General features: G+C 66.5%; 23 protein-coding genes and 5 pseudogenes. 10 read left to right on the forward strand and 18 right to left on the reverse strand.

Features of this window, described 5'->3' with window-relative positions; all coding sequences use genetic code 11:
- Window positions 1-28: 28 nt before the first annotated feature.
- The 3 genes and pseudogenes from QR64_RS09075 to QR64_RS09085 form a co-directional block, all read left to right on the forward strand.
- Complete coding sequence (locus tag QR64_RS09075; RefSeq protein WP_006553093.1) at window positions 29-706, forward strand: DUF4956 domain-containing protein; 678 nt, start codon at window positions 29-31, stop codon at window positions 704-706.
- Entirely contained in the window at window positions 706-2,175 is a 1,470-nt protein-coding gene (locus QR64_RS09080; RefSeq protein WP_084222312.1) for a CotH kinase family protein, read from the forward strand. The genes QR64_RS09075 and QR64_RS09080 overlap by 1 nt, the downstream gene beginning before the upstream one ends.
- A gap of 130 nt (window positions 2,176-2,305) precedes the next feature.
- Window positions 2,306-2,806 (forward strand): annotated as a pseudogene (locus QR64_RS09085) (enoyl-CoA hydratase-related protein); the annotation flags it as partial.
- 249 nt (window positions 2,807-3,055) lie between these two features.
- On the opposite strand, the gene QR64_RS27700 reads toward QR64_RS09085, so the two are convergent.
- Complete coding sequence (locus QR64_RS27700; RefSeq protein ID WP_019290960.1) at window positions 3,056-3,223, reverse strand: hypothetical protein; 168 nt, start codon at window positions 3,221-3,223, stop codon at window positions 3,056-3,058.
- 32 nt (window positions 3,224-3,255) lie between these two features.
- A pseudogene (locus tag QR64_RS27155) lies at window positions 3,256-3,417 on the reverse strand (PaaI family thioesterase); the annotation flags it as partial.
- Between the two features lie 583 nt (window positions 3,418-4,000).
- Here QR64_RS27155 and QR64_RS09095 point away from each other — a divergent pair.
- On the forward strand, window positions 4,001-4,873 hold the full coding sequence (locus tag QR64_RS09095) for an alpha/beta fold hydrolase (RefSeq protein WP_039584958.1): 873 nt from the start codon (window positions 4,001-4,003) through the stop codon (window positions 4,871-4,873).
- A 218-nt stretch (window positions 4,874-5,091) separates the two neighbouring features.
- Here QR64_RS09095 and QR64_RS09100 read toward each other — a convergent pair whose 3' ends face one another.
- A complete protein-coding gene (locus tag QR64_RS09100) occupies window positions 5,092-5,571 on the reverse strand; it encodes a DUF6194 family protein (RefSeq protein ID WP_039584959.1) in 480 nt (159 codons plus the stop codon).
- Between the two features lie 54 nt (window positions 5,572-5,625).
- On the opposite strand from QR64_RS09100, the gene QR64_RS09105 reads away from it, so the two are divergent.
- The gene (locus QR64_RS09105) at window positions 5,626-6,411 is read left to right on the forward strand and encodes a MerR family transcriptional regulator (RefSeq protein ID WP_039585062.1); all 786 of its coding nucleotides are present in this window, start codon (window positions 5,626-5,628) and stop codon (window positions 6,409-6,411) included.
- Here QR64_RS09105 and QR64_RS09110 read toward each other — a convergent pair.
- Window positions 6,332-8,278, reverse strand: coding sequence for an APC family permease (locus QR64_RS09110; RefSeq protein WP_039585063.1), 1,947 nt, complete (start codon window positions 8,276-8,278; stop codon window positions 6,332-6,334). The genes QR64_RS09105 and QR64_RS09110 overlap by 80 nt on opposite strands.
- A 422-nt stretch (window positions 8,279-8,700) precedes the next feature.
- Here QR64_RS09110 and QR64_RS09115 point away from each other — a divergent pair, with 422 nt between their 5' ends.
- Both QR64_RS09115 and QR64_RS09120 read left to right on the forward strand, forming a co-directional pair.
- The gene (locus tag QR64_RS09115; protein ID WP_039584961.1) at window positions 8,701-9,375 is read left to right on the forward strand and encodes a PaaI family thioesterase; all 675 of its coding nucleotides are present in this window, start codon (window positions 8,701-8,703) and stop codon (window positions 9,373-9,375) included.
- 223 nt (window positions 9,376-9,598) lie between these two features.
- Entirely contained in the window at window positions 9,599-9,988 is a 390-nt protein-coding gene (locus QR64_RS09120; RefSeq protein WP_039584963.1) for a hypothetical protein, read from the forward strand.
- A 427-nt stretch (window positions 9,989-10,415) separates the two neighbouring features.
- On the opposite strand, the gene QR64_RS27015 is transcribed toward QR64_RS09120, so the two are convergent.
- Window positions 10,416-10,565: a hypothetical protein gene (locus QR64_RS27015; protein ID WP_006553103.1), complete on the reverse strand. Its 150-nt coding sequence runs from the start codon at window positions 10,563-10,565 to the stop codon at window positions 10,416-10,418.
- A gap of 105 nt (window positions 10,566-10,670) precedes the next feature.
- Window positions 10,671-12,206, reverse strand: coding sequence for an amino acid permease (locus QR64_RS09130; protein ID WP_039584965.1), 1,536 nt, complete (start codon window positions 12,204-12,206; stop codon window positions 10,671-10,673).
- Between the two features lie 219 nt (window positions 12,207-12,425).
- Here QR64_RS09130 and QR64_RS09135 point away from each other — a divergent pair, with 219 nt between their 5' ends.
- Window positions 12,426-12,932, forward strand: coding sequence for an Lrp/AsnC family transcriptional regulator (locus QR64_RS09135; RefSeq protein ID WP_039584966.1), 507 nt, complete (start codon window positions 12,426-12,428; stop codon window positions 12,930-12,932).
- 90 nt (window positions 12,933-13,022) lie between these two features.
- Here the strand turns inward: QR64_RS09135 and QR64_RS09140 are convergent, their stop codons facing one another.
- The 8 genes and pseudogenes from QR64_RS09140 to QR64_RS09170 form a co-directional block, all read right to left on the reverse strand.
- Window positions 13,023-14,108, reverse strand: a complete 1,086-nt coding sequence (locus QR64_RS09140) for a Glu/Leu/Phe/Val family dehydrogenase (protein ID WP_039584967.1) — start codon at window positions 14,106-14,108, stop codon at window positions 13,023-13,025.
- A gap of 35 nt (window positions 14,109-14,143) precedes the next feature.
- A partial coding sequence (locus tag QR64_RS27705; protein WP_235367088.1) for a DUF6537 domain-containing protein occupies window positions 14,144-14,313 on the reverse strand: 170 nt, incomplete at its 5' end.
- A 1-nt stretch (window position 14,314) separates the two neighbouring features.
- Window positions 14,315-17,590 (reverse strand): annotated as a pseudogene (locus tag QR64_RS09145) (indolepyruvate ferredoxin oxidoreductase family protein); the annotation flags it as partial.
- A gap of 217 nt (window positions 17,591-17,807) precedes the next feature.
- Window positions 17,808-17,978 (reverse strand): annotated as a pseudogene (locus tag QR64_RS28850) (ANTAR domain-containing protein); the annotation flags it as partial.
- Window positions 17,979-18,305: 327 nt separating this feature from the next.
- Window positions 18,306-18,719, reverse strand: coding sequence for an SPW repeat protein (locus tag QR64_RS09155; protein WP_024101985.1), 414 nt, complete (start codon window positions 18,717-18,719; stop codon window positions 18,306-18,308).
- Between the two features lie 172 nt (window positions 18,720-18,891).
- The gene (locus tag QR64_RS09160) at window positions 18,892-19,890 is read right to left on the reverse strand and encodes a zinc-binding alcohol dehydrogenase family protein (RefSeq protein ID WP_039584970.1); all 999 of its coding nucleotides are present in this window, start codon (window positions 19,888-19,890) and stop codon (window positions 18,892-18,894) included.
- Between the two features lie 4 nt (window positions 19,891-19,894).
- Window positions 19,895-20,122 carry a hypothetical protein gene (locus QR64_RS27020; RefSeq protein ID WP_019290945.1) on the reverse strand — a complete coding sequence of 76 codons (228 nt, stop codon included), beginning with the start codon at window positions 20,120-20,122 and terminating at the stop codon, window positions 19,895-19,897.
- A 50-nt stretch (window positions 20,123-20,172) separates the two neighbouring features.
- Window positions 20,173-20,370, reverse strand: a complete 198-nt coding sequence (locus tag QR64_RS09170; RefSeq protein ID WP_006552608.1) for a hypothetical protein — start codon at window positions 20,368-20,370, stop codon at window positions 20,173-20,175.
- Between the two features lie 148 nt (window positions 20,371-20,518).
- Here QR64_RS09170 and QR64_RS27160 point away from each other — a divergent pair, with 148 nt between their 5' ends.
- Both QR64_RS27160 and QR64_RS09175 read left to right on the forward strand, forming a co-directional pair.
- Complete coding sequence (locus tag QR64_RS27160; RefSeq protein WP_019290944.1) at window positions 20,519-20,671, forward strand: hypothetical protein; 153 nt, start codon at window positions 20,519-20,521, stop codon at window positions 20,669-20,671.
- 19 nt (window positions 20,672-20,690) lie between these two features.
- The gene (locus QR64_RS09175) at window positions 20,691-21,083 is read left to right on the forward strand and encodes a hemerythrin domain-containing protein (RefSeq protein WP_139192938.1); all 393 of its coding nucleotides are present in this window, start codon (window positions 20,691-20,693) and stop codon (window positions 21,081-21,083) included.
- Window positions 21,084-21,107: 24 nt separating this feature from the next.
- Here the strand turns inward: QR64_RS09175 and QR64_RS25760 are convergent.
- The 4 genes and pseudogenes from QR64_RS25760 to QR64_RS09195 all read right to left on the reverse strand — a co-directional run.
- Window positions 21,108-21,293 (reverse strand): annotated as a pseudogene (locus QR64_RS25760) (YetF domain-containing protein); the annotation flags it as partial.
- Window positions 21,275-21,643, reverse strand: a complete 369-nt coding sequence (locus QR64_RS09185) for a DUF6098 family protein (protein WP_307718231.1) — start codon at window positions 21,641-21,643, stop codon at window positions 21,275-21,277. The gene QR64_RS09185 and the pseudogene QR64_RS25760, both read right to left, overlap by 19 nt.
- 81 nt (window positions 21,644-21,724) lie before the next feature.
- Entirely contained in the window at window positions 21,725-23,245 is a 1,521-nt protein-coding gene (locus QR64_RS09190) for a sugar transferase (protein WP_039584973.1), read from the reverse strand.
- A 357-nt stretch (window positions 23,246-23,602) separates the two neighbouring features.
- On the reverse strand, window positions 23,603-24,718 hold the full coding sequence (locus QR64_RS09195; RefSeq protein ID WP_052227255.1) for a glycosyltransferase: 1,116 nt from the start codon (window positions 24,716-24,718) through the stop codon (window positions 23,603-23,605).
- Window positions 24,719-24,804 lie beyond the last annotated feature (86 nt).

Below are 24,804 nucleotides of genomic sequence, written 5' to 3' on the forward strand. Positions count from 1 at the left end.
CCTTCCCTTCTCCGAAACAAGGACGGATATGAACTTCGATTTCCAAGATCTCAGTGGCACGTTCACGACCTTCGACATCGTGGTGTCGCTGGCGTTGTCGTTCGTGCTGTCGAGCGTCATTGCGTGGGTCTACCGCTACACGCACAAGAACGTCTCCTACAGCCAGTCCTACGTGCAGACGCTGGTGCTGGTCGGTATGGTCATCGCGCTCATCATGCTGGTGGTCGGATCGAACATCGCCCGGGCGTTCGCTCTCGTCGGCGCGCTCTCGGTGGTGCGATTCCGCAACGCCATCAAAGAAACTCGCGATGTCGGGTTCATCTTCCTGGTGATGGCCATCGGCATGACCACCGGTACCCGCTTCTACGTGCTCGCCATCGCAGCGACCGTCGCGATCTGCCTCGTACTGCTGATCATGAACAAGTTCAACTGGTTCACGCTCGACGTGCAGCGTCAGGTGGTCAAGGTGCAGGTGCCGCCGGAGCCTGCCTACACCAGCACCGTCGAGGACATTCTCATCAAGCACTGCAGTGAATACGAGTTGGTGTCCACCGAATCCGTCCGCGCCGGCGCTCTGGTGGAGCTGTACTACACGGCGCAGCTGAAGAAGGGCACGAGCTCGAACGACCTGATCGCGGCACTGAGCGCCGTCAATGCCGGCCAGCGGGTGAGCGTCTTGACCGGATACGACCAGACCGACCTGTGATGACTGCACCCACCCCGCGGCGCCGTCTGCGGCACCGGATACCGACCTCGCTGCGGCGGCACTGGAAACTGCCGGTGGCGTTCATCGCGTTCGTCGCGATCGTGGCCACGGCCTTCGGAGCGACACGCGTGCGGCCCTACATCACAGGCGACCCGACGATCATCTCCTCGGAGATCACCGAGAACGTCTCCGGCACAGTCGATCTGTTCGACACCTCCGTCACACACGAGTTGTCGCTCGAGGTCGGCGACGCCGAGTACGACGACATGATCTCCGCATACGAGAAGGACGGCGACAAGGAGTGGGTGGTCGCCGATGTGGTCATCGACGGCACCCGCATCGACGACGTGGGTGTGCGCCTGAAGGGCAACTCGACGCTGCGCGGCCTGCAGGGCGAGGGTTTCGATCAGGCGCAAGGCCCGCCCGGGATGGAGGGCACGGTTCAGGTGGATCCGGAGGATCCGACCTCGTTGCCCTTGCTGATCCGTTTCGACGAGTACGTCGACGGTCGCGCGTATCAGGGCATGACAGAACTGTCGGTGCGGCCCGGCTCGCCGGTGATCAACGAGGCGATGGCGTTGTCGCTCACCGCCGAGACCGATCAACCGACCCAGCGGTACGCGTACACGGTGTACTCGGTCAACGACAGCGCCACCGCGACACGACTGGTGCTCGAGCATCCCGATGAGCAGTACGCCAACTCGCTGTTCGACTCCCCCGGCTATCTCTACAAGGCCGATGCGTCGTCGCGGTTCGAGTACGTCGGCGACGACCAGTCGGACTACGCCGACCAGTTCGAGGAGATCAATGCCGCCGACTCCGGGACGCTGCAACCCATCATCAGCTTCCTGAAGTGGATGGACTCGGCCGACGACGCAGAGTTCGACGCGCACCTCGCCGACTGGGTCGACGTCGAGTCCTTCGCTCGGTACGTCGCCACACAGAACCTGCTCGTCAACTTCGACGACATGGCCGGACCCGGTCAGAACTACTACCTCTGGTACGACCTCGACACGAAGAAGCTCTCGGTGGTCTCGTGGGATCTGAACATGGCCATGCAGGGTGATACTTCCGCCGGCCCGGACGACTCCATCTCCATGATGGGCGGCATGGGACAGGGCGGTCGCCCGCAGGGCATGGTGGGCGCCGCGCCACCGGAGGGGATGCCTCAGGCCATGCCACCTGGAATGCCTGGAGGCGAGAGTCGCGGACCAGGCGGCGGCAATACCTTGAAGACCCGTTTCCTCGACTCCGACGCCTTCACGGAGATCTACCACCGGGTGTATCAGGAGCTGTCCGAACAGATCTACGGCAACGGTCTGGCACTCGAGGTGCTCGACGCGGTGGCGGCGTCGGTGCCGACCTCCGACGGCCTCACTGCCGAGGCGCTGCAGGAGAGCGTCGACTCGATGCGCTCCTGGATCGGGGAACGTACGCAGGCACAAGTTCAGTGGATTCAGCCCCGCTGAGCGAGGTCGGATCCACCGAAGTTACGGATACTGTCGGGCCCATGACTTCCGAAGAAATCCTGCTCGTCGAGCAGCGCGATTCCGTCCGCATTCTCACCTTCAACCGCCCGGAGGCGCGGAATGCGCTGAGCTCGGCGCGGTGAACGGCGCCGCCATCACCGGTGGTCTCGAAATGGCACTCGCGTGCGACTTCCTCATCGCGTCCGAGCGCGCCCGCTTCCCCGACACCCACGCGCGAGTCGGCGTCCTGCCGGGTTGGGGACTCACCCAGCGCCTGCCCGCGGCGGTGGGTCCGGGCTTCGCGCGTCGCATGAGCCTGTCCGGCAACTTCGTGGGTGCCGAGGAGGCGCTGCGTGCGGGTCTGGTGACGCAGGTCGTCGCGCATGACGAACTGCTCGGCACGGCCGTGGAGGTCGCGCGGACGATCGCCGGCAACGACCAATCCGGTATGCGGGCGTTGCTCGCGTCGTACCGCCGGGCCGAGGAGCATGTCGTCGAACCGGCCCTACGGGTGGAGCAGCAGACCTCGGAAGAGTGGATGCGGGAGTTCTCGCCGTCGCGGGTCGCCGAGCGACGGGCTGCGGTGATCGAACGCGGAAAGTCCCAGAACGCCGTGAATCCCAAGTCCTGAAACGCCCATGATCAAAGGGCATTTCGGTCTAATCGGACACTTTTATCACAGAAATATAACAACTAGTGACGGCAGGTAACAGGCTTTGAGGCCTTCGCGAAGTATGGGACGGAAGTGAATTGATCTTGCGGATCCATTCACTTCCCGCGCCCGTTCGCGGGCGTGCCCATCCACAACGACATGGAGGTATTCCTATGCTGCTCGGATCTCTCGCACTGACCCTCGGTGGACTGCTCGCCGCTCTCGGCATCATTCTCTGACAGCCGGACCGATCGACTCCGCGCCCGCACCACCCCCTGCGTGCGGGCGCGGTTCGGTCCATTCGGACGGATCCACTTCCGGAGTCCGGAAAACTGTTTCCTCGTCACACTTTTCGGACATCTTCTTCTCGAGTTCGTCCTTCTCGCGCTGCGCCATCTCCGGTTCCCGACACCGATGCGCGTAAACAACTACTCCGGCAACGGAACGTTCTGCAGTCGCAGCTGACCGCGAGCGAGGACCTTGCCGGTCGTGGTGTCGGTGATGATCACCAGCCACAGTTGCTGAGTCCTCCCCTGCTGCAACGGTTCTGCCGTGACCGACGCGCGGCATCCCGTCGTCGAACGCAGGAAGTGGCTTCCTCGACGACGAAGCCGCTCGCCTCGACGAATCGGCTCGGCGGCTTCTGCCCGTAGTCCTCGATCGTCGGACGAGCCTCGGTAGTTCCGGTCATCGCCCTGCTCCAGTGGGGGGACAAATACTGTGCAGATCCCGACGGCCCGTCACTGCTCATCGAACACCGCGACTGTGGCGCTTCGGTCGAAGCGGTCGTGCAATGCGCCCACGGCCACGGTCCGCTGCGGCCGAGCGAGTCGCAGACCCGGCCGGGTCCGACCGCGCGAAAACCCCCCGAGGGCACGAAAGCATAACGAAGTGAATTTTCGGTCCGCGGCAGTGTTTCGCACCGAGGCGGCGGGTACTCCTCGGTCAGCGTCCCGGTGCGGACGCAGTCCGGATAACCGAACGACAGGAGGAACATATATGCACTTCGGATCTCTTGCGCTCCTCGGCGGACTGCCTGCGAAACCGGGCATCGCCCACTGAGCCAGCGCACACCGCGTCCGCATCCGTCATGGGTGCGGACGCGGTCGTATGTGCGATGAATTTCTCGGGCGGCGCGGGTCGGTATGGTCACCGACCCCAGAAGGAGCCGACATGCCCGAATTCGTCACCCACTCGATCGACGTCCCTGGCGCGACTCTCGTCTACGACGTCCGCACCGTCCCCGGCGACGCCACCTCGCTGCTGCTCGCCGGATCCCCGATGGACGCGAGCGGCTTCACGAGCCTCGCCTCCTTCTTCGACGACCGGACGGTGATCACCTACGACCCGCGCGGCACGGGTCGTGGCACGCGCACCGACACGTCGATGCAGTCCACTCCCGCTCTGCACGCCGACGACCTGCACCGGATCCTCGTCGAACTCGATCTCGGTCCCGTCGACGTCTTCGCCAGCAGCGGCGGCGCGGTCAACGCGCTCGAACTCGTCTCGCGCCATCCCGAGCAGGTGCGCACGCTGGTCGCGCACGAACCGCCGATCGTCGAGCTGCTGCCCGATCGCATCGGGGCCGAGGCGGTGCGCGACGACATCCGCGACACCTATCAGCGCAGCGGCCTCGGACCGGCCATGGCGAAGTTCATCGCCCTGGTCGGCTACGAAGGTGAACTGACCTCCGACTATCTCGACCGGCCCGCTCCGAGCCCGTCCGACTTCGGACTGCCCAGCGAGGACGACGGGACCCGCGACGACGTGCTGCTGGACCAGAACTGGATGTCGTGCACGGGCTACCACCCCGATCTCGACGCTCTCGCGAACGCGTCCACGCGCATCGTCGTCGCAGGTGGTCGCGAGTCGGTACGCCAGCTGTGCGGCCGCGCCGCGGCAGCGCTCGCCGACCGGCTCGGCACAACTCCGACGCTGTTCCCCGGCGATCACGGTGGCTTCATGGGTGCCTCAGAGGGTATGCCCGGCGATCCTGAAGCTTTCGCCGCCGTGCTCCGCGACGTGCTCCAACCGAGCCGCGTGTAATCCGTCCGATCGTCGAGTTCATGGGCTACACCCAGCCCTGGTATTCGGTGCGCGACCTAGACGAACCCGTGGTCGGAGCGATGGTGCCGCGCGCCGTGGCCGCGTCTTCGTCTACATCCCGAAGAGCGGGTACGTCGGCATCGGAGTCGTCACCGTGATGTCGTTCTTCGAGAGTGCTCACAACAGGGATAGGTGACAGCAGAAGCTTTTTCGCACGATCACTCCGTGTCGCGTAGCGCGCTCCTGCATTCGAGTCGGCGCCGATCGGCCAGGTGGGCGTCGCGCAGCACTTCGAGCAGACGCGGCGTGGTCCGCTCGCCGGGTTCGACGACCGCGACCCATCCCAGTGAGCCGTAGAGCGGATGAGGGATGAAGACGTCGGCCTCGGCGAAGTCGATCGTCGAGGGGTCGACGGACCGGGGTGGGTAGCCGAGCAACTCGGTGAACAGCTGCGTCCCCGCATGCACGTTCATGCGCCATCGGCCCGGCTCGTCGAGGCGTGAATCCCCATCGTTCGGATAGTTCTTCGTCACGATCGTCGCGTAGGGCTGCCGCTTGTGCGGGATCTCGCCGTCCGGGGCGTAGTAGAAGAAATGGTCGCCCCACGAAATCTCGGGGAGCCCACTCCCATCCTGTGGTGCGAGCTCGAGGACACCGCTGAAGCTTCTGATCTGCGCGAGGATCTGTTCCATGGTCATACTTCGAGTGTCACCTTGAAGTGCTTATGGAGGGTTCGAGCAGTGGAGCACACGATGACGACGGGGCGCCTGGCCGCAGCCACCGGATACTCCGTGCAGCAGGTGCGCGATCTCGAACGCCTCGGAGTGATTCCTTCCGCCGTACGAATGCCCAACAGCTATCGCAGATTCGGTCCCGAACACGTCACGGCCCTGCGCGCGTACCGCGCACTGGCTGTCGCGGTGGGTCCCGTCGAGGCGCGCAGGGTCATGCACGATGTGCAGGTCCTCCCCTACGACGAGGCACTCGCCCGTGTCGTCGAACTCCACAGTGGGCTCGCGCGGGCACGCGCCGAGAGTCTCACCGCGCTCCGCGCACTCGACACCATCGTCGACGAGGCCGCCCACGACGCGCCTCCACTACCCGGCGACGCCATGAGCATCACCGAGCTGGCGAACGCCATCGGAGTGCGATCGTCCACCCTGAGGTTCTGGGAGAAGGAGGGATTGGTCGCGCCCGAACGGATCGACCGTAACGCTGCGCGGAGCTACTCCCCCGCCGCGGCGCGGGATGCGCGGATCGTTGCCGCACTACGCGCGGGTGGCTACCGCATCCCGGCGGTCCGGGCGGTGATGGCAGCGATCGGAACCGACAATGACACCGATACTGCTAGGGACGCACTCCACGAGCGCCTGCACACCATCGCAGTGCAGTCCGAAATGTTGCTGCGAGCCGGTGCAGACATCGCGAGCCTGATCGAGAACCGGACTCCGCGCTCGTCTAACTCGAATCCGAAGAGTGCAACCGCCACGGCACACTCGTCACCATCACCCCGGGCTGGAACAGCAGACGACTCTTGAGTCGCAGCGCGCTCTGATTGTGGAGCAGATTCTCCCACCAGTGCCCCACGACGTATTCGGGGATGAAGACGGTGACCACGTCGCGCGGCGAGTTGCCGCGCACCCGCCTGACGTAGTCGAGTACCGGTCGCGTGATCTCCCGGTACGGCGACTCCAGCACCTTCAACGGAATCGTGATGTCGCTGGCTTCCCATTCGCGCACGAGAGCGCGGGTGTCCTCCTCGTCGACGTCGACGGTGATCGCTTCGAGGGTGTCGGGGTGGGTGGCCGAGGCGTACGCGAGCGCGCGACGTGTCGGGTGGTGCAGCTTGGCCACGAGCACGATCGAATACGTGCGGCTGGGCAGCAGACCGTCCCATTTGCCGGCGTCGAGTTCGGCCGCCACACGTCGGTAGTGGTGGTTGACGGCCCGCATCGTCACGAAGACGATCACCATGGCGAGGATCGCGATCCACGCGCCGGCGAGGAATTTCGTGATGAGCACGATGATCAGGACGGTCCCCGTCATCGCCAGACCCACACCGTTGACGACGCGCGAACGCTGCATTCTCCGGCGGTGACGCGAGTCGGTTTCGGTGGCCAACAGCCGCGTCCAGTGACGAACCATTCCGGTCTGGCTCAACGTGAAGGAGACGAACACTCCGACGATGTAGAGCTGGATGAGATGGGTGACCTCGGCGTCGAACGCCCATACCAGCACGATCGCTCCGAGAGCCAGGAAGACGATGCCGTTGCTGAACGCGAGCCGATCGCCCCGGGTGCGCAGCTGGGTCGGCAGGTGTTTGTCCTGCGCGAGTACCGACGCGAGAACCGGGAACCCGTTGAATGCCGTATTCGCGGCGAGGACGAGGATCAACGCGGTCACGGCGGTGACGAGGTAGAAACCGAGCGGGAAACCGGTGAAGACCGTCTCGGCGACCTGCGCGATCAGTGTCTTCTGGTGATAGTCGGCCGGTGCCCCGCTCAATTGTGTCGCGGGATCTGCGGCGACGACGACCCCCAGTCGCTCGGCGAGGACGATGATGCCCATCAGCAGCGTGATCGCGATGGCGCCCAGCAGGAGCAGGGTGGTGGCAGCGTTGTGCGATTTCGGTTTCCGGAAGGCCGGCACCCCGTTGCTGATGGCCTCCACTCCCGTCAGGGCCGCACATCCCGACGAGAACGCGCGGGCGAGGAGGAAGGCGAAGGCCAGCCCGGCCAGGTGGGATTGTTCGGCGGCGAGTTCGTAGTGCGACGACTCGGCGCGCAGAGGGACGTCGGACACGACGAGACGCACGAAGCCCCAGACGAGCATCACCCCGACACAGAACATGAAGGCATAGGTGGGCACGGCGAAAGCTGTTCCGGCTTCGCGGAGTCCGCGCAGATTGACCGCGGTGAGGAGTGTGATCGCGGTGATGGCGAACAGCACTTTGTGGTGTTCGACGAAGGGGACGGCCGACCCGATGTTCTGGGCGGCCGACGAGATCGACACGGCGACCGTCAGCACGTAGTCGACGATCAGCGCGCTGCCCACCGTCAGGCCGGCGATCGCACCGAGGTTCTTCGTCGCCACCTCGTAGTCGCCGCCCCCCGACGGATAGGCATGCACGTTCTGCCGGTAGCTCGCGACCACTACGACGAGGACGACGGCGACCGCGAGACCGATCCACCCGGAGAATGCGTAGGCGGACAGGCCCGCCACCGACAACACGAGGAAGATCTCCTCCGGCGCATAGGCGACGGACGACAGAGCGTCGGACGCGAAGACCGGCAGGGCTATCCGTTTCGGCAACAGCGTGTGGCCGAGCGTGTCGCTTCGCAGCGGCCTTCCCAGCAGCACTCGCTTGGTGATGCTGTCACGGCCCTTGCGGATGGTTACGGCCACGACCACCGACTCCTGTCCGGCGCATACCCGCGCACGCAGAAGCGAACGGTACGCTCGTATTACGCCGCTCGCCAGAGGTGCAGACCGGGCGAATTTCACCCCGCCGATCACCCATCGGTGAGGTTGGCAGGTGACACAATCGTCGATAGCGTAGAGACGTTGTTGCTCCTCGCAACAAACCGTGCCGCGTCTCCTCCCCTTTTCGACTCGGCACGGACGGACCCCGTCGGCCCCTCCCCTCGTTGAGCCGACGGGGTTCTCTCATCGATTCCCCCCATGCGGTGGCTCACACATTTTCGTACAGAGCGGTCCGTCTGGCGGATCTTGCGGCGATCCCGTACAGCGGCAGCAGAACTTGACTCGTCCACAGTGCGCGCGGTCGACTACTTTCTTTCACCACGCTCACGATCCGGAGAACCCTGATGACCGATTCCATCCTCGAGCTCTACGTCAACGACGGATTGTCCGACGAGGAAATCGATCAGCAGAGGGCCACCTACGGTCCGCTCACCGGAGACGTGCGCGAGCTGATCCAACTCGCACTGCAGACGCGTGTGGATGCCGACGACGTCGCGCGGGCGCGGGAACATCTCGCAGCCGCGCGCGAGATCCTCGAACGCGACCGGGAGGACGGCCCGTACGGCACCCGGTTCAACGATTCGGGCCGATTCCGTAACTGGGGAAACGCCGCAATAGGCTTGCGCAACGCAATCGCCCCGATCGGCGGCATCCACGAGGACGACGACGGACGCGTGTGGACGGACATCCACCTCGGTCCCGTCTACGAGGGGCCGGCCGGGCACGTGCACGGCGGGGTCTCCGCACTGCTGCTCGACCAGATCCTCGGCGACGCCGCGCGCATCTCGGGATATCCAGGGATGACGGGCACGCTCGCCATCCGCTACCGCAAGCGCACTCCCCTCGGCGCTCTGCGCGTGGAGGCGAAACTCGACCGCGTCGAGGGACGTAAGGCGTTCGTCGTGGGGCACATCGCCGACTCGGAGGGGATCTGCGTGGAAGCGGAAGGCATCTTCATCGCTCCGGTGTGGATGGTTCAGCAGCGTGACTCGTTCGCGGAGATACCGAGACCCGAATAGGCTCACAACGCCCATGGTCGACCATCAGGGTTGTGAGCCTCACCCGTGTGTTGTGAACCTCCGGACGCCGGAGCCGACGATCAGGTGCTTGCTCTGACGACCGTCACCCTGCAACGCCTGAGCTGATGCTCCTGTTGCGAGGGTCACGACTTGCGACTCGGTAGGTCCGGCTCCTCCGCCAGTACAGTTGATCGATATCCGGCAGGAGCGAGAGGAGTCGACCGTGCAGAACGCCGTGTTCTACTCGCTCGTCGCGATGTGTTCGTTGTTCGCCGCGTCGACGTGGTGCCTCTCGCGCCCCCACCTGCTGTCGAGCTCGGCCGCGTTCGTGGCCTCCGGGCTCTGGGTGCTGATGAACGGACCTCTCGAGGGTCGTGTGCTGTACTCGGTGACGCCGAATCACGGACTGACCGAGGCCGACCTGCTCTCGGGAGTGGGCGTGTGCATCGCAGCCTGGGGTTTCTGGACGACGCGGAACCGTCGGCGGCGGCGGCGTTCGCAGCGACCGGCGTCGTACCGCAGGCATCCCGACCTGTCCAGAGCCATGCCGACCCCCGTCTTTCCGGCGGAAAGCGACGTCGAAACGGGCCCCATCCGCCGCAAAGCAGGATGAACGTCTCGGTTCGACCCCGAGAAAATTCTCAGGTCTCGTTTCAGTATCGACTCTGGACGAGTGCCCAGCTGTCACCTAAGCTCCAAAGCGGCCACGGCGTAGGTGGCCGTGTCTCCCTAGAGTCCTCCCCGACACAGGAGATACAGCGCGAGGCCCCCGCCGGCTCCTCCCCTCGAATCGCTGGCGGGGGCCCTTCCCTGTCGGCCTCCCCGACGACAGGGGCAGATCGATGGTAATCAGGTCCCGATGTCCGATTCGTCCTCCGTTCGGACGAAACGCCGGGTAACCCTTGTGACCTTCGTCTCTGCGGCGCTGTTCACAGCATAGAGCAATCTGCTCACTCGCGTGCATAGGTCTTTCTCCAGTTCACCGAAAGATCAACTCGCAGAGTCCGTTCTGCCGCTTTCGCGCGCTTCGCACTCTTCCGTCAGGCACGATCCGCCAGCTCGGCGTGCCCGGCCTGACGAGCACAATGCGCGCAGCAGAAGACGGCATCCGCCGACTCCACGCCGTGCCCGAGGATGCGGCAGTGACAGTGGGCGCACTGCGGCGCCATCTCCTCCTCTTCCGGCGTCACGATCGGACGGTGTCCGCTTTCCTTCCGGTCGGGTACCCGGAACCGCCGGAACACACGAGCCCCGCCCACACCGATTCGGTGCGGGCGGGCTCGTGGACGACGGATCTATACCGGTTCAGGTTCCCTCGCTTCGTGCTTCGCGGCTTCCTGCTGCGCGGCCTCGAGCTTCAGGCGTTGTCCGAGCACCGACTTGCGGCGACCGTAGACGAAGTAGATCGCCACTCCCAGGACCATCCAGACGGTGAAGCGGATCCACGTCTCGACCGAGAGGTTGAGCATGAGCCAGCCGCAGGCGAGGACCGCGAGGATCGGGACCAGCGGCACGAGCGGCACCCGGAATCCACGGGGCAGGTCGGGGCGGGTACGGCGGAGCACCATCACGCCGACGCAGACCAGGACGAAGGCGAACAGCGTGCCGATGTTGACCATCTCCTCGAGCACACCCATCGGGAACACCGCGGCGAGGACGGCCACGACACCACCGACCATCAGGGTGATGCGCACGGGCACACCCTTGTGGTTCGTGACGGCGAGCTTGCGGGTGACGAGTCCGTCGCGGGACATCGCGAACAGCACGCGGGTCTGGCCGAGCATCATCACCATCACGACGGTGGTGAGGCCGGCGAGGCCACCGATATTGATGGCCATCTGCGCCCAGGTGATGCCGTGTGCCTCGAAGGCCGTGGCCAGCGTGGCACTGCCGTCACCGACCAGCTCGCTGCCGGTGCGCAGGTCGGTGTACTTCACCATGCCGGTGAGCACGAGCGTGACGCCGACGTAGAGGACGGTGACGATCGCCAGCGAACCGAAGATGCCGCGGGGCAGGGCCTTCTGGGGGTTCTTGGTCTCCTCGGCGGTGGTGGCGACGACGTCGAAGCCGATGAAGGCGAAGAAGACCAGGCTCGCTGCGGCGAGGAGGCCGTACCAGCCGTAGGTGCTGCCGCCCGCGCCGGTGAGCGCCGAGAACAGCGACTGATGCAGACCGGATGCGGCGCTCTCCGCCTCTTCGGCCTGCGGGACGTACGGCGAGTAGTTGGACTTGTCGATGTAGAAGATGCCGACGACGATGACGAGCAGGACCACCGCGACCTTGATGGCGGTGACGACGGCGGAGACCCGCGACGAGACCTTGGTGCCGATCGCGAGGATGATCGTGATGGCGCCGACGATGAGCAGCGACCCCCAGTCGACCGTGATCGGTCCGAGGTCGATCGACGCGTTCCCGCCGAACATGCCCCCGAGATACATCGACCATCCCTTGGCGACGACCGCGGAGGCGAGGGCGAACTCGAGGATCAGGTCCCATCCGATGATCCAGGCGACGAACTCACCGAAGGTGGCGTAGGAGAAGGTGTAGGCGCTGCCGGCGACCGGTACCGCAGAGGCGAACTCCGCGTAACACAGTGCGGCGAGACCGCACGCGATCGCGGCGAGGACGAACGCCAGCGAGATGGACGGTCCGGCGAGATTGCCGGCGGTGCGGGCGGTGAGGGTGAAGATTCCGGCTCCGACCACGACGGCGACGCCGAACACGGTCAGATCCTTGGCGGTCAGTTCTCGTCGTAGCCGCGAACCGGGTTCATCGGTATCCGCGATCGACTGTTCGACGGATTTGGTCCGCCAGATGCCGACTCCGGGCATTGTGTGCTCCTCGGGGTGATTGCGGCGCCCGCCACGCCCGGTCCGGGCGAGGGGTAGGCATGTCGCTCACTTCGCGCGCATTACGTTGCAGCAAGCAGTGTTTGCGTGAGCATTTGATGTAGCAATCATGGCACTGGCTCGTGAAGTGTCAATATCTTTCTGTTCGGCTGAGCATTATGCTCGAGTGGTGACGCGCATCACAACGGAAAGGGTGTCATCGTGTTCAGTCTCGACCGGCTCGACGCAGCTCTCCTCGGAGAGCTCACGCACAACCCCCGGGCAGGAATCGTCGACCTGTCGGCGAAGCTCGGCATCGCCCGCAACACCGTGCAGTCGCGCCTCAGAAAACTCGAGGAGTCCGGTGCCGTCACCGGATACCGACCGGTCGTCGACCTGCCGAAGCTGGGTGTGCCGCTGCAGGCGTTCATCGGCGCCGAGCTCGTCCAGGCACAGATGGGGCATGTGATCGCCCAATTAGGCCGATTCCCAGAGGTATTGGAAGTCCACGCGACAACGGGCCGGGAGGATCTCCTGATCCGGATGGCGGCGCAGTCCCAGGAGGACCTCCTGTTGGTCCTCGAACGGCTCCACGCCATCGAGGGCGTCGCGCACACCACCACGACGCTCGCGCTCACCACGCCGATCGAGTACCGGACGCAGCCACTCGTCGAGCACATCACCCGCAATGCGGGGCACGGGCGTTCCTCGTCGGCCGGAAACTCCTGAAGACACGAGAAGGGGAGGCACCTCGCGGCGCCTCCCCTTGTTCCCCTGTGCGGATCAGTTCCCCTGTGCGGATCAGTTCCCCTGTGCGGATCAGGCAGTATCGATGCGGCGCTCGGCGATCCGGTTGGCCGCTGCGCCCGGCGTGACGCCGAGAGTGCTGGAGACGTCGAAGATCTCGGCGGTGCGCTCGAAGATCGACTCCACTCGTGTGCGGACGACGTCGGCGGCGGATCCGTCGACCTCGCCGGCGACCTGGATCAGTCCGCCCGCGTTCGCGACATAGTCGGGTACCCAGACGATTCCGCGCTTGCCCAGCAGGCCCTCCACCTCGGGCTGCGCGAGCTGGTTGTTGGCCGCACCGCACACGAGACGTGCGTCGAGGTGGGCAGCGGTGGTCGAGGTCAGCGTGCCGCCGAGAGCGCACGGGGCGTAGACGTCGGCGGACGAGGCGACGACGTTGTCGGTGACCTGCGCCGGGAACTCGTCGACCACGCGGGCGACCGCGGCGGGGTTCACGTCGGAGACGATCACCTCGGCACCGTCGGCGACGAGCAGCTTCACGAGTTCGTAGCCGACCTTGCCGAGACCCTCGACACCGACCCTGCGACCCGCGAGAGTCGTTTCGCCCCAGACCGTCCGAGCGCCGGCACGCATGGCCTGGAAGACACCGAGCGCGGTCAGCGGCGAGCTGTCGCCGGATCCGCCGGCGGCGACGGTGCGCCCCACGGCGTGGGCGGTGTGCCGGCCCACCACGTCGAGGTCCTCCGCGCGGGTTCCCACGTCGGCGGCGGTGATGTAGCGACCACCGAGTGACTCGACGAATCGTCCGTAGGCGGCGAGCAGTTCGTCGTTCTTGTCCATCTTCGGATCACCGATGATGACGGCCTTGCCGCCACCGAGGTTCACACCGGACACCGCGGCCTTGTAGGTCATGCCCCACGACAGTCGCAGCACGTCCTCGAGTGCCGACATCTCGTCCGCGTAGGGGTAGAAGCGGGTGCCGCCGAGGGCGGGTCCGAGTGCGGTGGAGTGGATCGCGACGATGGCGCGCAAGCCGGTGGCCGCGTCGTGATGGAAGACGACCTGCTCGTGCGGACGGTCGGTCAGGCGGGCCGAGCGGCCGAACACGCCGTCGGACGTGGTGAACTCGGGGAGGTCGAGGGCAGAGGTGGTCATCGGTGGGTTCCTTTGCAGCAGAGGGTGTTCGTGCTTCAGAAGTCGGTGTCGATGCCGAGCTCGGCGAGGCGGGCCCGGTACTGCTCGACGGAGCGGAGCTTGACGTCCTCGTAGCCGCGCACCATGTCGGGCAGGGCCGCGATCTCGGCGGCGCGGTCGTAGGAGTCGACGTCCAGATCGGCGGCGAGCCGCTGGATCGTGGCGGNCAGAGCACGCTCGACGCGGCGGACGTGGGCGTAGCCGAAGGGATCGAGCTTCGTGCCGCGCAGACGCTTCGCCTTGGCCAGAGCCTTCAGCGCGACATGCGATTTCGGTCCGAAGCCGACCTTCTTCTCACGGCCGAGTGCGCGCAGCGCCGGCGGGTGCAGGCGGTAGGTGAGCTTGCGCCCACCGGGGACCTGGCCCTGCACCTCGTCGAGGAAGGCCGGGTCGACGAGCATGCGGGCGACCTCGTACTCGTCCTTGTAGGCGGTGAACTTGAACAGTCCGCGGGCGACGGCCTCGCTGAAGTCCGTGCGGTTCGTGACGCGGCGCTCGGCCTCCCAGGCTGCCTGCACCTGCGCGATGTAGCGGGCGGCGAGGGCTTCGCTCTGGAAGTCGATCAGCGACGCGGCGCGGATCCGCACGAGCCGCTCGACCTCACCCGTGAAGGTGGTGCCGGCGAACAGACGCTCCGGCGCGACGGTGGCAACGCGCTCCGGGCGGGCCGGTTCGGTCGCGGCGGCGAAGGCCGCGGGATCCGCGACGGCCACCCGGCCCCAGCGGAAGGCGGCGATGTTGGTCGCGACGGCCACACCGTTGATCTCGATGGCCTCCTCGATGGCGTCGGCGGGGATCTCGAGTCCGCCGAGCTGATGGGCGGCGCCCACGACGAGGAAGTTCGCGGCCGAGGTCTCACCGAACAGCGCCTGGGCTGCGGCGAGGGCGTCGAACGAGACGGTCGTGCGGGTCGCGGTGTCGAGGCGGGCGAGCAGGTCGTGCTCGTCGGGGTGCCGGACAGAGCGGTCGTAGACCATGTCGCCGGTGGGGACGCGGCTCGTCGACGCGACTGCCACGGTCTCCTCACGGTTCGCGTAGGCGAGGTTCTTCGGCTCGGTCGCGGTGAGCAGGTCGAGCGCGAGCAGAGCGGTCGCACCGCCCGGGCCGACGCGGTTGCCGGGCTCGAGTCCGTCGGCGGCGAAGCGCAGGTGGGAGACCACCGGGCCGGCTTTCTGGCTCATGCCGATCTGGTCGAGCGACTCGACCTCGAATCCGGCGCGTAGCGCGGCCGTGGCGAGCACCTGGTTGACGGTGACGATGCCGGTGCCGCCGATGCCCGCGAGGAAGACGTTGCGGGTGCCCTTCGAGGTGACGATGGCGGCGTCCGGGATGCGCGGCGGGGTCGGAGCCTTGCGGCGCTTGGGCTTCTCCGGCGACGTCTCGACGGTCACGAAGGACGGGCAGTCGCCGTCGAGGCACGAGTAGTCGGTGTTGCAGGAGGTCTGATCGATGCGGGTCTTCGAACCGAATTCGGTGTCGACCGGCTGCACCGACAGGCAGTTGCTCTTGACGCCGCAGTCGCCGCAGCCCTCGCACACCGCTTCGTTGATGACGACGCGGGTCGTGCGGGCGGGCAGGGTGCCACGCTTGCGCTGACGGCGCGCGTCGGCGGCGCAGTGCTGGTCGTAGATGAGCACGGTGACGCCCTCGATCTCGCGCAGCAGCTTCTGCGCCTCGTCGAGCCGGTCGCGATGCCAGACCTCGGTGCCGCGGGCAAGGGTGCGCTTGCGGAGGCGCTTCGGTTCGTCGGAGCAGACGATGATCTTGCGGACACCCTCGGTGGTGAGCTTGTGGGTCAGCGCCGGGATCTTCAGGGCGCCTTCGGCGTCCTGCGCGCCGGTCATCGCCACGACGTCGTTGTAGAGCAGCTTGAAGGTGATGTTCACGCCGGCGGCGACGCACGCCTGGACGGCGAGCTGACCGGAGTGGAAGTAGGTTCCGTCGCCGAGGTTCTGGAACATGTGGCCGATGTCGGTGAACGGCGCCTGGCCGATCCACTGCGCACCTTCGCCACCCATCTGGGTCAGGCCGGTGACGGCGCTGTCCTTGCGGCCGGACAGGGTGACGAGGGTGTGACAGCCGATGCCGCCGCCGCCGATCGAACCCTCCGGCAGTGCGGTGGATCGGTTGTGCGGGCAGCCGCTGCAGAAGTAGGGGGTGCGCTGGGTCGACAGCACCTCGAGCGACAACTGCGGCAGCGGTGCGGGGCCGAGTTCGACGTGGCCGCGGAGCACGCGACGCAGCGGGCCGCGCAGGCGACCGGCGGTGAGCTCACCGTCAACCGGCACGAGCGGGCGGCCGTCGGCGTCCTTCTTGCCGACGATCTGCGGGGCGTTCGCGGTGCCGTAGAGGATCTCGCGGATCTGGGTCTCGACGAAGGCGGTCTTGTCCTCGACCACGATCAGTTCGTCGAGGCCGCGGGCGAATTCGCGGACGATCTCGGTACCGATGGGGTACGGCATGCCGATGCGCAGCAGGCGGATGCCGGCGCGGTGCAGCGCGGCGTCGTCGACACCGAGGTCGAGCAGGGTCTGGCGCAGGGCGTCGAAGGTGGTGCCGGTGGCGGCGAGGCCGACGCGGGCCTGCGGCGGGTCGACCTCGATCACGTCGAGGCCGTTGAGGCGGCCGTATTCCTGGACGATCTTCCAGCGCGGGCCGTAGAGGTCGGCCTCGGCGATGACGCTGTCGCCGGGCGCGGCCATGGGGCGCTGCTTGTAGACGAACGGCCGTCCTTCCCATTCGATCTCGGGGACCGCGATGGGCAGGTCGGAGATGGAGCCGTCGACGGACCAGGCGCCGTCGGCGACGTCCGTGACGATCTTGAGGGCGACGAGGCAGCCCGAGGCACGCGACAGCGCGACGCCGTGCAGGCCCATCGTGACGATCTCGGCGGCGTTGCGCGGGAACAGGACCGGGATGCCGAGGGCGGCGAGGGATCGCTCGCTGACGGCGGGCACGGTCGACGACTTCGACGCGGGGTCGTCACCCACCATGAGCAGCACGCCGCCGTTCGGGTTCACGCCGTACATGTTGGCGTGACGCAGCGCGTCGGTGGCGCGGTCGAGGCCGGGGCCCTTGCCGTACCAGACACCGACGACGCCGTCGTGAGTCGGTGTGCCGGCGCCGAGCTGTCCCTGGCTGCCCCACACCGCGGTGGCGGCGAGTTCCTCGTTGAATCCGGGCACGAAGGTGATGTCGTGCTCGGCGAGGACCTTCGGCATGCCGTGGAGCATCTTGTCGAGACCACCGAGGGGGCTGCCCTGATATCCGGAGACGAAAGTCGCCACCCGGCGACCGTCCCGCATGGCCCGTACCTGCTGTTCGACGAACAGCCGGGCGATGGCCTGCACGCCGGTGAGCAGCACGGTGCCGGAGCCCGAGCGATATCGGTCGTCGAGGTCGTAGGGAAGTCGTTCGCTCTCCCGGATTACGGTCTCGGTCATTGCGTACCACCCGTCCTTCGTCGCGGCGTCCGATTGTGTCTGCGCCACTTCGATCGCGTCATTTGGTACAGCAATAGTTGATTGAGCTAGGCGAACTCGTCAACATAAGATTTTCCAGCGCATCATTTTGATCAGATGTGATGCACGACACACTGAATGGATGCGCACGGTGCTCAGTTCCGGGCGATCCGGCGCATCCGCCTGGGGAGGATTCGCTCTACCGTTCACGCGGAGGTCGGGCGGTCTCGACCACCTCGACGGCAAGGTCGCGCACGAGTTGGTTGCGCTCCTGGGACAACCTGCGCAGCATTTCGAATGCGCTCTCCGCGTCGAGGCCGAAGCGTTCCATGAGAACGCCCTTCGCCTGCCCGATGACATCCCTCGAAGCACCCAGACGGGCCGCTCGGGAAGCGAACGCGGGCCATCGGTCGTCGTGCATCTCACGAGCGAGTTCCTCGATGGATTCTCGCAATTGTCGTTCGAACCTCACCGAGTTCGCACTACGAGCGCCGCGGCCTTCACCGGTGTGCATACTGCATCGTGGCAGCGAAACGGCGACAGGGTTGCAGCGTTCGACCGAGGGGTATTGCCCTCGGTAGCCGGAATCGGTGTCCGGACGCCGCACCCGGTGAGGTGCTGCCGGTTCAGACATGCAGCCGGCAGCACCGTCCGGGTCCCGTATACCCGGGTTACTGCATCCCGGGCTACTGCACCGTCAACGCGAACGGTCCATCAGGCCGGTTCCCATCGCAGCCGCGGCCACGCCCAGGACGAACACGATCGCACCCACGATGACGTGGGACCAGATCATGGACGTACTGGTATCTACTCCGCTGACCAGCCACGGCGAGACGAACAACCACAGACCGAGCAGCGGCGCGACGAACGCCAGGCCGTGGGTGCGGCCGTAGGCCGAACCGAGCGCCATGGCGAGCAGTGCGACCGCGAGGCCGCAGATCAGATTGGTGGTGGCGAGTGCCGTCTGATCGGCGAAGCCGATGATCCAGGCGGATGCCGCCGCGTACAGACCGGCAACCATCATCAATCCGTCGGTGACCTGGACTGTGGGCTGTTCGCCCATCCGGTCGTAGCGTTCGCGCATCTCGACGATGTCGGGATGGGTGTGCATTGCAGAATGAGCCGATGATGTCGACATTGTCCTCATCTCCTCGTGGGTGAGAAGTCCGAGGGGCCCTCCTGGGTCCGACACTATTATCGTCGTCCCGGGCGGGATGTTCCCGTAGGGTAGAAAGTCCCGACTTGGTGATCTCGGGCGGAGCGCACCGTATCGATCCGGACCATCAGGGGACGAGGACGGCAGCGCCGCGCACGCGGTCGCCGGCGAGATCCGCCAGCGCGCGATCGGCGTCGTCCAGCCCGTATCGCATCGTCGCGACCCTGATGCGGTGCTGCCCGGCGAACGCGAGGAACTCCCGGGAATCCTTACGGGTATTGGCGGTCACCGACCGGATCTCGCGCTCGTAGAACAGGTGCCGCTGGTAGTTCAGCTGCGGAACGTCGGTCAGGTGGATGCCGGCGATCGAGAGGATGCCGCCGCGGTCGAGTGCTTCGAGTGCAGGCGGCACGAGGTCGCCGACGGGTGCGAAGAGGATGGCGGCGTCAAGGGGCACCGGTGGTGCGTCCGCGGCGCCCTGCACCGACGCGGCCCCGAGTTCGCGAGCGAGATTCCGCGCATCCTCGCTCCTCGTCATGACGTGCACCTCGGCACCTCGCGCCAGGGCGACCTGCGCCGCGATGTGGGCGCTGCCGCCGAAGCCGTAGATGCCGAGCCTCCCGCCGTCGGGAACCGAGGCGCGCTTCAGCGCGCGGTAGCCGATGATGCCGGCACAGAGGAGCGGAGCGAGTTCGACGTCCTCGTATCCGTCGGGCAGCGGGAGGGCGTACGCCGCCGGTACGGCGACGAACTCGGCGTACCCGCCGTCCTCGTCCCAACCGGTGTATCTCGAATCCGGACACAGGTTCTCGTCGCCACGACGACAGTAGCGGCACTGCCCACAGGTCGAACGCAGCCAGGCCACGCCGACGCGGTCGCCGTCGGCGAACCCTTCGACCGCCTCCCCCACTCGATGGACCACCCCGACCACCTCGTGCCCCGGGACGACACCCGCCCGGTGGACGGGGAGATCGCCCTCGGCGACGTGCAGGTCGGTGCGGCACACACCGCACGCCAGCACGCGCACCAGAAGATCGTTCGGTCCGGTCTCGGGAAGCGGGACGGATTCGAACCGCAAAGGGTGACCGGCGACGGGGCCGGGCTCCACCACGCGCCACGCTCGCATCGACTCAGGCAGAGCCCGCCGGACCCCCGCCCTCCGGACCCCCGCCCTCCGAAGCTCCGCCGCCCGGACCTTCGGTGTGCCAGGGCCGCACATCCGGATCGTCGTCGGCCGGCGGCTCCGGATCGCGTGCCTCGTCGGCGCGGGTCGGACGGTTGGCGCGGATCATTCCTTCGGTTTCCTCTGCGAGCGCGTCGTCCTTCTTCGGACCGTGCTTGTCGCTCCCTCGTTCCATCTCTCTGCTCCTTCCGATGGTTCGCCGAGAATCCGTCTGTAACGCAGCGGCTACTCGGTTGCGGGTGGGACGTGGTCGGGGTCGTAGTCCTCGACGCCGGCGGCAATGCGTTCCTGCTCCGTGCGGTACTCGAGATAGTCGTCGTCGACGCGGTCCGGCGACTTGCCGTGCTCGCGCCGATCCTTGGGCGCGGACTCGGTCGGGTCGATCACGTCGTCGAGATCGGGAGTGTCGTGCGGTCCGGTCATGATCTTCCTCCGAACATTTCTCGGTGAAAGGCGGTCTCCCTAGGACTACCCCCGCCCGGCTCCCCGAACCACCTACCCCGGCAGGATGCGAATCCCCGTCGGTCGCCGGAGTGTTTGCCCTCGCCGGTAGTGGTGAACCCCTTGGTACATGAGCAGCACAGACGGTTCTGCCGATCCGTACGACGCAGCCGAAGATCCCGACGCCGATCCCGACAACCTCCTCTCCAAGGCTCCGCAGCAGCCCGACCAGGCGGAGGGCGAGGACGAACCGGACGAGACCGGCGATACCGGACGATCCTGACCGTTCGAAGAAGACATCGATGACCGAAACCGCCCACGAGGGACCGAATTCCGGCGGCACGGAAGCCGTTGAACTCGACAAGGAGGAGCACGACGAGATCGTGCAGGTGATGAAGCAACTCGAGGGCGCGGGAGCATCGAGTGCGGAGTTCACGACGTTGGTGAAGAAGTTGCAGGATCTTCTGCGCCACCACGCGAACGACGAAGAATCCGACCAGTTCCCGGCGTTGAGGACGCATCTCGGGCAGGACACCCTCGTGGAGGTCGGCACCAAGGTACAGGCCGCCAAGAAGCTGGCCCCGACCCGGCCGCATTCGTCCGTGCCGCATTCCGAACTGTTCCACAAGACCGTCGGACCGGGGGTCGGCATGGTGGACCGACTGCGCGACGCACTGACCGGACGCAATAACTGAGCGTCAGGACGGCGCGGCACCCCGTCACGCCGGGTCGGGTTCCTCCGGCGCGCCGTCCTGAGCGCTCGTCCGGGAGAAGAAGGAGATCCTCCCTTTCGTCTCGAGCACCGCGAGGTCGATGTCGGCGAACCGCCGGATGCCCTGTTGACGCGCGGCGGCCATGAGGTCGTCGAGGGACAGACGTCCCCGTTTCAGGTTCTGCAGGTCGGGAGCAACGGTTCGTGGCCGGGACCGCGCCCGACCATCCTGCCCGTGAGGATCCAGACGAACCGACCGTCCTCGTCGCCGAACCCGGTGCACGTGCAGACACGGCGGGCGACCCAGTCCTTGACGGGCCGGCGCCACCACGGCTCCGGAGCGAGGGTGGTGGCGACGAGCCCGGGCAGGGTCACGTTCGCCTCGCGATCGCGGCTCGGCCCGTCCTCGGCATCCGCCGCCGGACCCTTCGAATACCGCAGGTAGAGCAGCGGATCCGTCGCGAGGTCGGCGAGCTGGTCGAGCGAGGTGATCAGCGGGATGTCGTCGGGATCGGGTTGGAAACCCCGCACGGACGTGTTCACCTTCGACTCCTCCTGCAGATCCCAGGGCGAAGTCGAAGGGTTCCCTGCCCACCGGCTACGAAACCCCGCACTGCGGTCGGGTCAGTAGGCGCCGTCGCTCGCGAGCACCGCGCGCACCGTCTTCACGACGATGAGCAGATCCTGCACCATCGACCAGTTCGCCACATAGAACAGATCGAGGCGGATGCGGTCGGCCTCGGACAGATCGGATCGCCCGGAGACCTGCCACAATCCCGTCATGCCGGGTCGCACCAGGATGCGGCGCGGAACGAAGCCCGGGATCTTCTCGCCCTCACCCACCGCGAGGGGACGCGGCCCCACGAGACTCATGTCGCGGGCGAGGACGTTGAACAGCTGTGGCAGTTCGTCGATGCTGGTGCGGCGGATGAACCGTCCCACCGGCGTGATCCGCGGGTCGCGGGCCGACTTGTAGAAGGTCGCGTCCTCCTGACCGGTCTGCGCGCGGACCGTATCGACCATCCGGTCGGCATCGACGACCATCGATCGGAACTTCCACATCCGGAAGACGGTGCCGCCCAGGCCGACGCGTTCCTGCCGATAGAAGACCGGACCGCCGTCCTGGAGTTTGATCAGCGCGGCGACCACAAGCATGACCGGCGCCGCGATCGTGAGGGCGAGGACCGCGCACACGAGGTCGAAGGTCGTCTTGGCGATCCGATGCGACCCGCGGTACTGCGGCTCCTCGACGTGCACGAACGGCAACCCACCCACGGGATGCATCGACAGTCGCGGCAGGGCGATGTCGGTGACGCCGGGAGCCACCACGAGATCGACGCGATACGGCTCGAGTTCCCATGCGAGCTCGCCGATATCACCGTTCCCCCAGTGCGTTCCGGCAGCGATCGCGACGGTGTCGGCGCCGGAGAGCTTGACGGCGTTGATCACGTCGGTTTCCGCACCGAGTACCGGGATCTCCTGTCCGGCGACGGTGATGGTGCGCCCGCTCTCCCCCGTGTACCCGGTGGTGCACACACCGACGACGCGGTATCCGGCCGAGGTGTCGCGGACGAACGATCCGACCATCGCATCCACCGCGCGTTCGGAGCCGACGACGAGCACCGAGGTCCGGAACTCGCCCCGCACACGCCGGCGTTCGATCGAACGACGGCACCATCGACGTCCGAGCGGCAGAACGACCAGGCCGACCGGCATGGCCAGCAACACGTAGACCCGGATCGTGTCGAGGTCGGTGGCGAACGAGTCGACGAGGAACGAGGCGATCGCGAGCAGACCGAAGGTCTGCAGGGTCGCCCTCGTGACGAGCCGGTACTCCTCCTCGCCGCTGCCCACGATCGGCTTCTTGCGAGTTCCGTTGAGTGCCAGAATCGCAAGCCACAGGCCGGCCACCACGATCGCCGAGGCGAGTCCCCGGGTCACCGAGGACCCCGGGTCGACCGGTCCACCGATCATCGTCCCGGCCCCCTGCGCCAGGACGACTGTCGTGACGACGATCGTCGTGTCGGTGATCGCCAGCGACCGGAGATAGGTGCGCTGCCATTGTCTGCGCGGGACACTTCCGTGACCGTCGCTCATGTCGTGGGTCGGCGCGTTGCGGCGCGCCAACTCGGGTCCGATCCCCATACTTCTCCTGCTTGCCTACTCCACGCGAAGTGGCCCCGACAGCCAGATGAACGATTCGGTGATTATGTCCGTTTTCTCGAAGGAACGCGAATCCTGTTTCAGTGCAACGGATCACAGTGACGCGGGTGATTCCACCCTGAAGCAAAGAAGCTACGCGTAACTCGAATTACTTGTGCGCGTAGTTACTTCAGCAAAGAACACATTCATGAAGCGGCGACGAACGCAGCTCGGCCGGCGGCAGTGAGCCATGACGATCCCCCATCGAACCCCATCAGCAGGCCCCCGACCCGGGAGAAAGGTACAACAGAGACGAACCGGCGACAAGAGTTCGTCTACTCGTCGGTAGTATGATGTGAGTCACGCCGTTCCGATCCCCTCCCCGACCCAGTCGCGGATGTGCTGCTGGAAGTTCTCCGAGGACAGCGCGGCGACGGCCTCGTTACGGCCCTTCGGCACACCGTCGATCGCGGCGATGCACTCGGCGACCGCCTCCACCCTGTCCTCGCGGAAACACAACCCGTCGACCCCCTCGGCAACCGTCTCACCAGCACCTCCGAGCGCGTTGACGACCACACGCGCCCCTGCCGCACGTGCCTCGACGGGCATGATCCCGAAGTCCTCCACCGCAGGAAAGACGTAGACGTGGGCCTGCTGGTAGAGCGCGTAGAGCAGGGCGTCCGACGGTCGAGCGAGCACGTGGACCGGCACCGTCGCCTCGTCGGCGAGCTGCCGCAGCCGGCCCTCCTCCGGCCCCGATCCCGCGATCACCGCCGGCACCCCGGCGAGGTCGGCTGCCCGGATCACCCAATCCAGTCGCTTGTACGGCACGAACCTCGACCCCCCCAGCACGAAGGTCTCCGGAAGCCCCTCCAGCAGGGCGGATTCGGCGGCGGACAGTTCGTCACGCCAGTCGGGCACCGACGAGATGCGGGCCGTCTCGACGGGAGGGAAGATCACACGCGCCTCGACACCCCAGGCCCGCTCGATGCGACGACGCACGAAATCGCTGTTCGCGGCGAAGTGTGCACCCTCCCGCGCGCGACGCCGATCGAGGGCACGCAACGGAGGTGCCGCGCACCGCACCGCGGCCGAGGCACCCCGATCGTCGAGTTCCGGATTCCACAGGTAGCGCGCCGGAGTGTGTACGTAGACGAACTTCTCGAACCCGCTCGGTGCGCCCCGGAAGGTCACGTGGTGGGCGAAACAATGCGAGCTGACCAGGGCGAAGTCGTACGAACCGGGTCGGCGACGCCAGACGTACGGCATGGCCGACAACGCCAGCGCCTTGCTCCTACGCAGAGGTGTGCGTGCCAGACCGCTCCCGTGCACCGTCCGCCCCGGATACCGGTCGGCGTCGTCCCACAGGCACAGGACGTCGGCGTCGGGAAAGGTGCGGACGAACTCGTCGAGAACCTTCTCCGAACCTCCGTCGCGTGCGATCCATTCGTGCACCAAGATTCCAGGCACAGCCATCCCTCCGAAGACCCCGAGCCGATCGGGAGGGTACTTTATGACCCTGCCGACGCCGAGAGGTAACGGGTCGGCACAATCCCTCGATA

It is taken from the genome of Rhodococcus sp. Chr-9 (genome assembly GCF_000801125.1).
Lineage (GTDB): Bacteria > Actinomycetota > Actinomycetes > Mycobacteriales > Mycobacteriaceae > Rhodococcus > Rhodococcus pyridinivorans.

Bases quoted from the DNA above. Each gene is read 5' to 3' on its own strand.
- QR64_RS09140 (WP_039584967.1), bottom strand. From the start codon at position 14,108: ATGACCACCTCTGCCCTCGACCTCCCCGAGTTCACCACGTCCGACGGC.
- QR64_RS27160 (WP_019290944.1), top strand. From the start codon at position 20,519: ATGAGCAGCACAGACGGTTCTGCCGATCCGTACGACGCAGCCGAAGAT.
- QR64_RS27700 (WP_019290960.1), bottom strand. From the start codon at position 3,223: ATGGCGCAGCGCGAGAAGGACGAACTCGAGAAGAAGATGTCCGAAAAG.
- QR64_RS09115 (WP_039584961.1), top strand. From the start codon at position 8,701: ATGACCGATTCCATCCTCGAGCTCTACGTCAACGACGGATTGTCCGAC.
- QR64_RS09195 (WP_052227255.1), bottom strand. From the start codon at position 24,718: ATGGCTGTGCCTGGAATCTTGGTGCACGAATGGATCGCACGCGACGGA.
- QR64_RS09100 (WP_039584959.1), bottom strand. From the start codon at position 5,571: ATGACCATGGAACAGATCCTCGCGCAGATCAGAAGCTTCAGCGGTGTC.
- QR64_RS09190 (WP_039584973.1), bottom strand. From the start codon at position 23,245: ATGGGGATCGGACCCGAGTTGGCGCGCCGCAACGCGCCGACCCACGAC.
- QR64_RS09175 (WP_139192938.1), top strand. From the start codon at position 20,691: ATGACCGAAACCGCCCACGAGGGACCGAATTCCGGCGGCACGGAAGCC.
- QR64_RS09075 (WP_006553093.1), top strand. From the start codon at position 29: ATGAACTTCGATTTCCAAGATCTCAGTGGCACGTTCACGACCTTCGAC.
- QR64_RS09170 (WP_006552608.1), bottom strand. From the start codon at position 20,370: ATGACCGGACCGCACGACACTCCCGATCTCGACGACGTGATCGACCCG.
- QR64_RS09095 (WP_039584958.1), top strand. From the start codon at position 4,001: ATGCCCGAATTCGTCACCCACTCGATCGACGTCCCTGGCGCGACTCTC.
- QR64_RS09130 (WP_039584965.1), bottom strand. From the start codon at position 12,206: ATGCCCGGAGTCGGCATCTGGCGGACCAAATCCGTCGAACAGTCGATC.
- QR64_RS09160 (WP_039584970.1), bottom strand. From the start codon at position 19,890: ATGCGAGCGTGGCGCGTGGTGGAGCCCGGCCCCGTCGCCGGTCACCCT.
- QR64_RS09155 (WP_024101985.1), bottom strand. From the start codon at position 18,719: ATGCACACCCATCCCGACATCGTCGAGATGCGCGAACGCTACGACCGG.
- QR64_RS09105 (WP_039585062.1), top strand. From the start codon at position 5,626: ATGACGACGGGGCGCCTGGCCGCAGCCACCGGATACTCCGTGCAGCAG.
- QR64_RS27020 (WP_019290945.1), bottom strand. From the start codon at position 20,122: ATGGAACGAGGGAGCGACAAGCACGGTCCGAAGAAGGACGACGCGCTC.
- QR64_RS09080 (WP_084222312.1), top strand. From the start codon at position 706: ATGACTGCACCCACCCCGCGGCGCCGTCTGCGGCACCGGATACCGACC.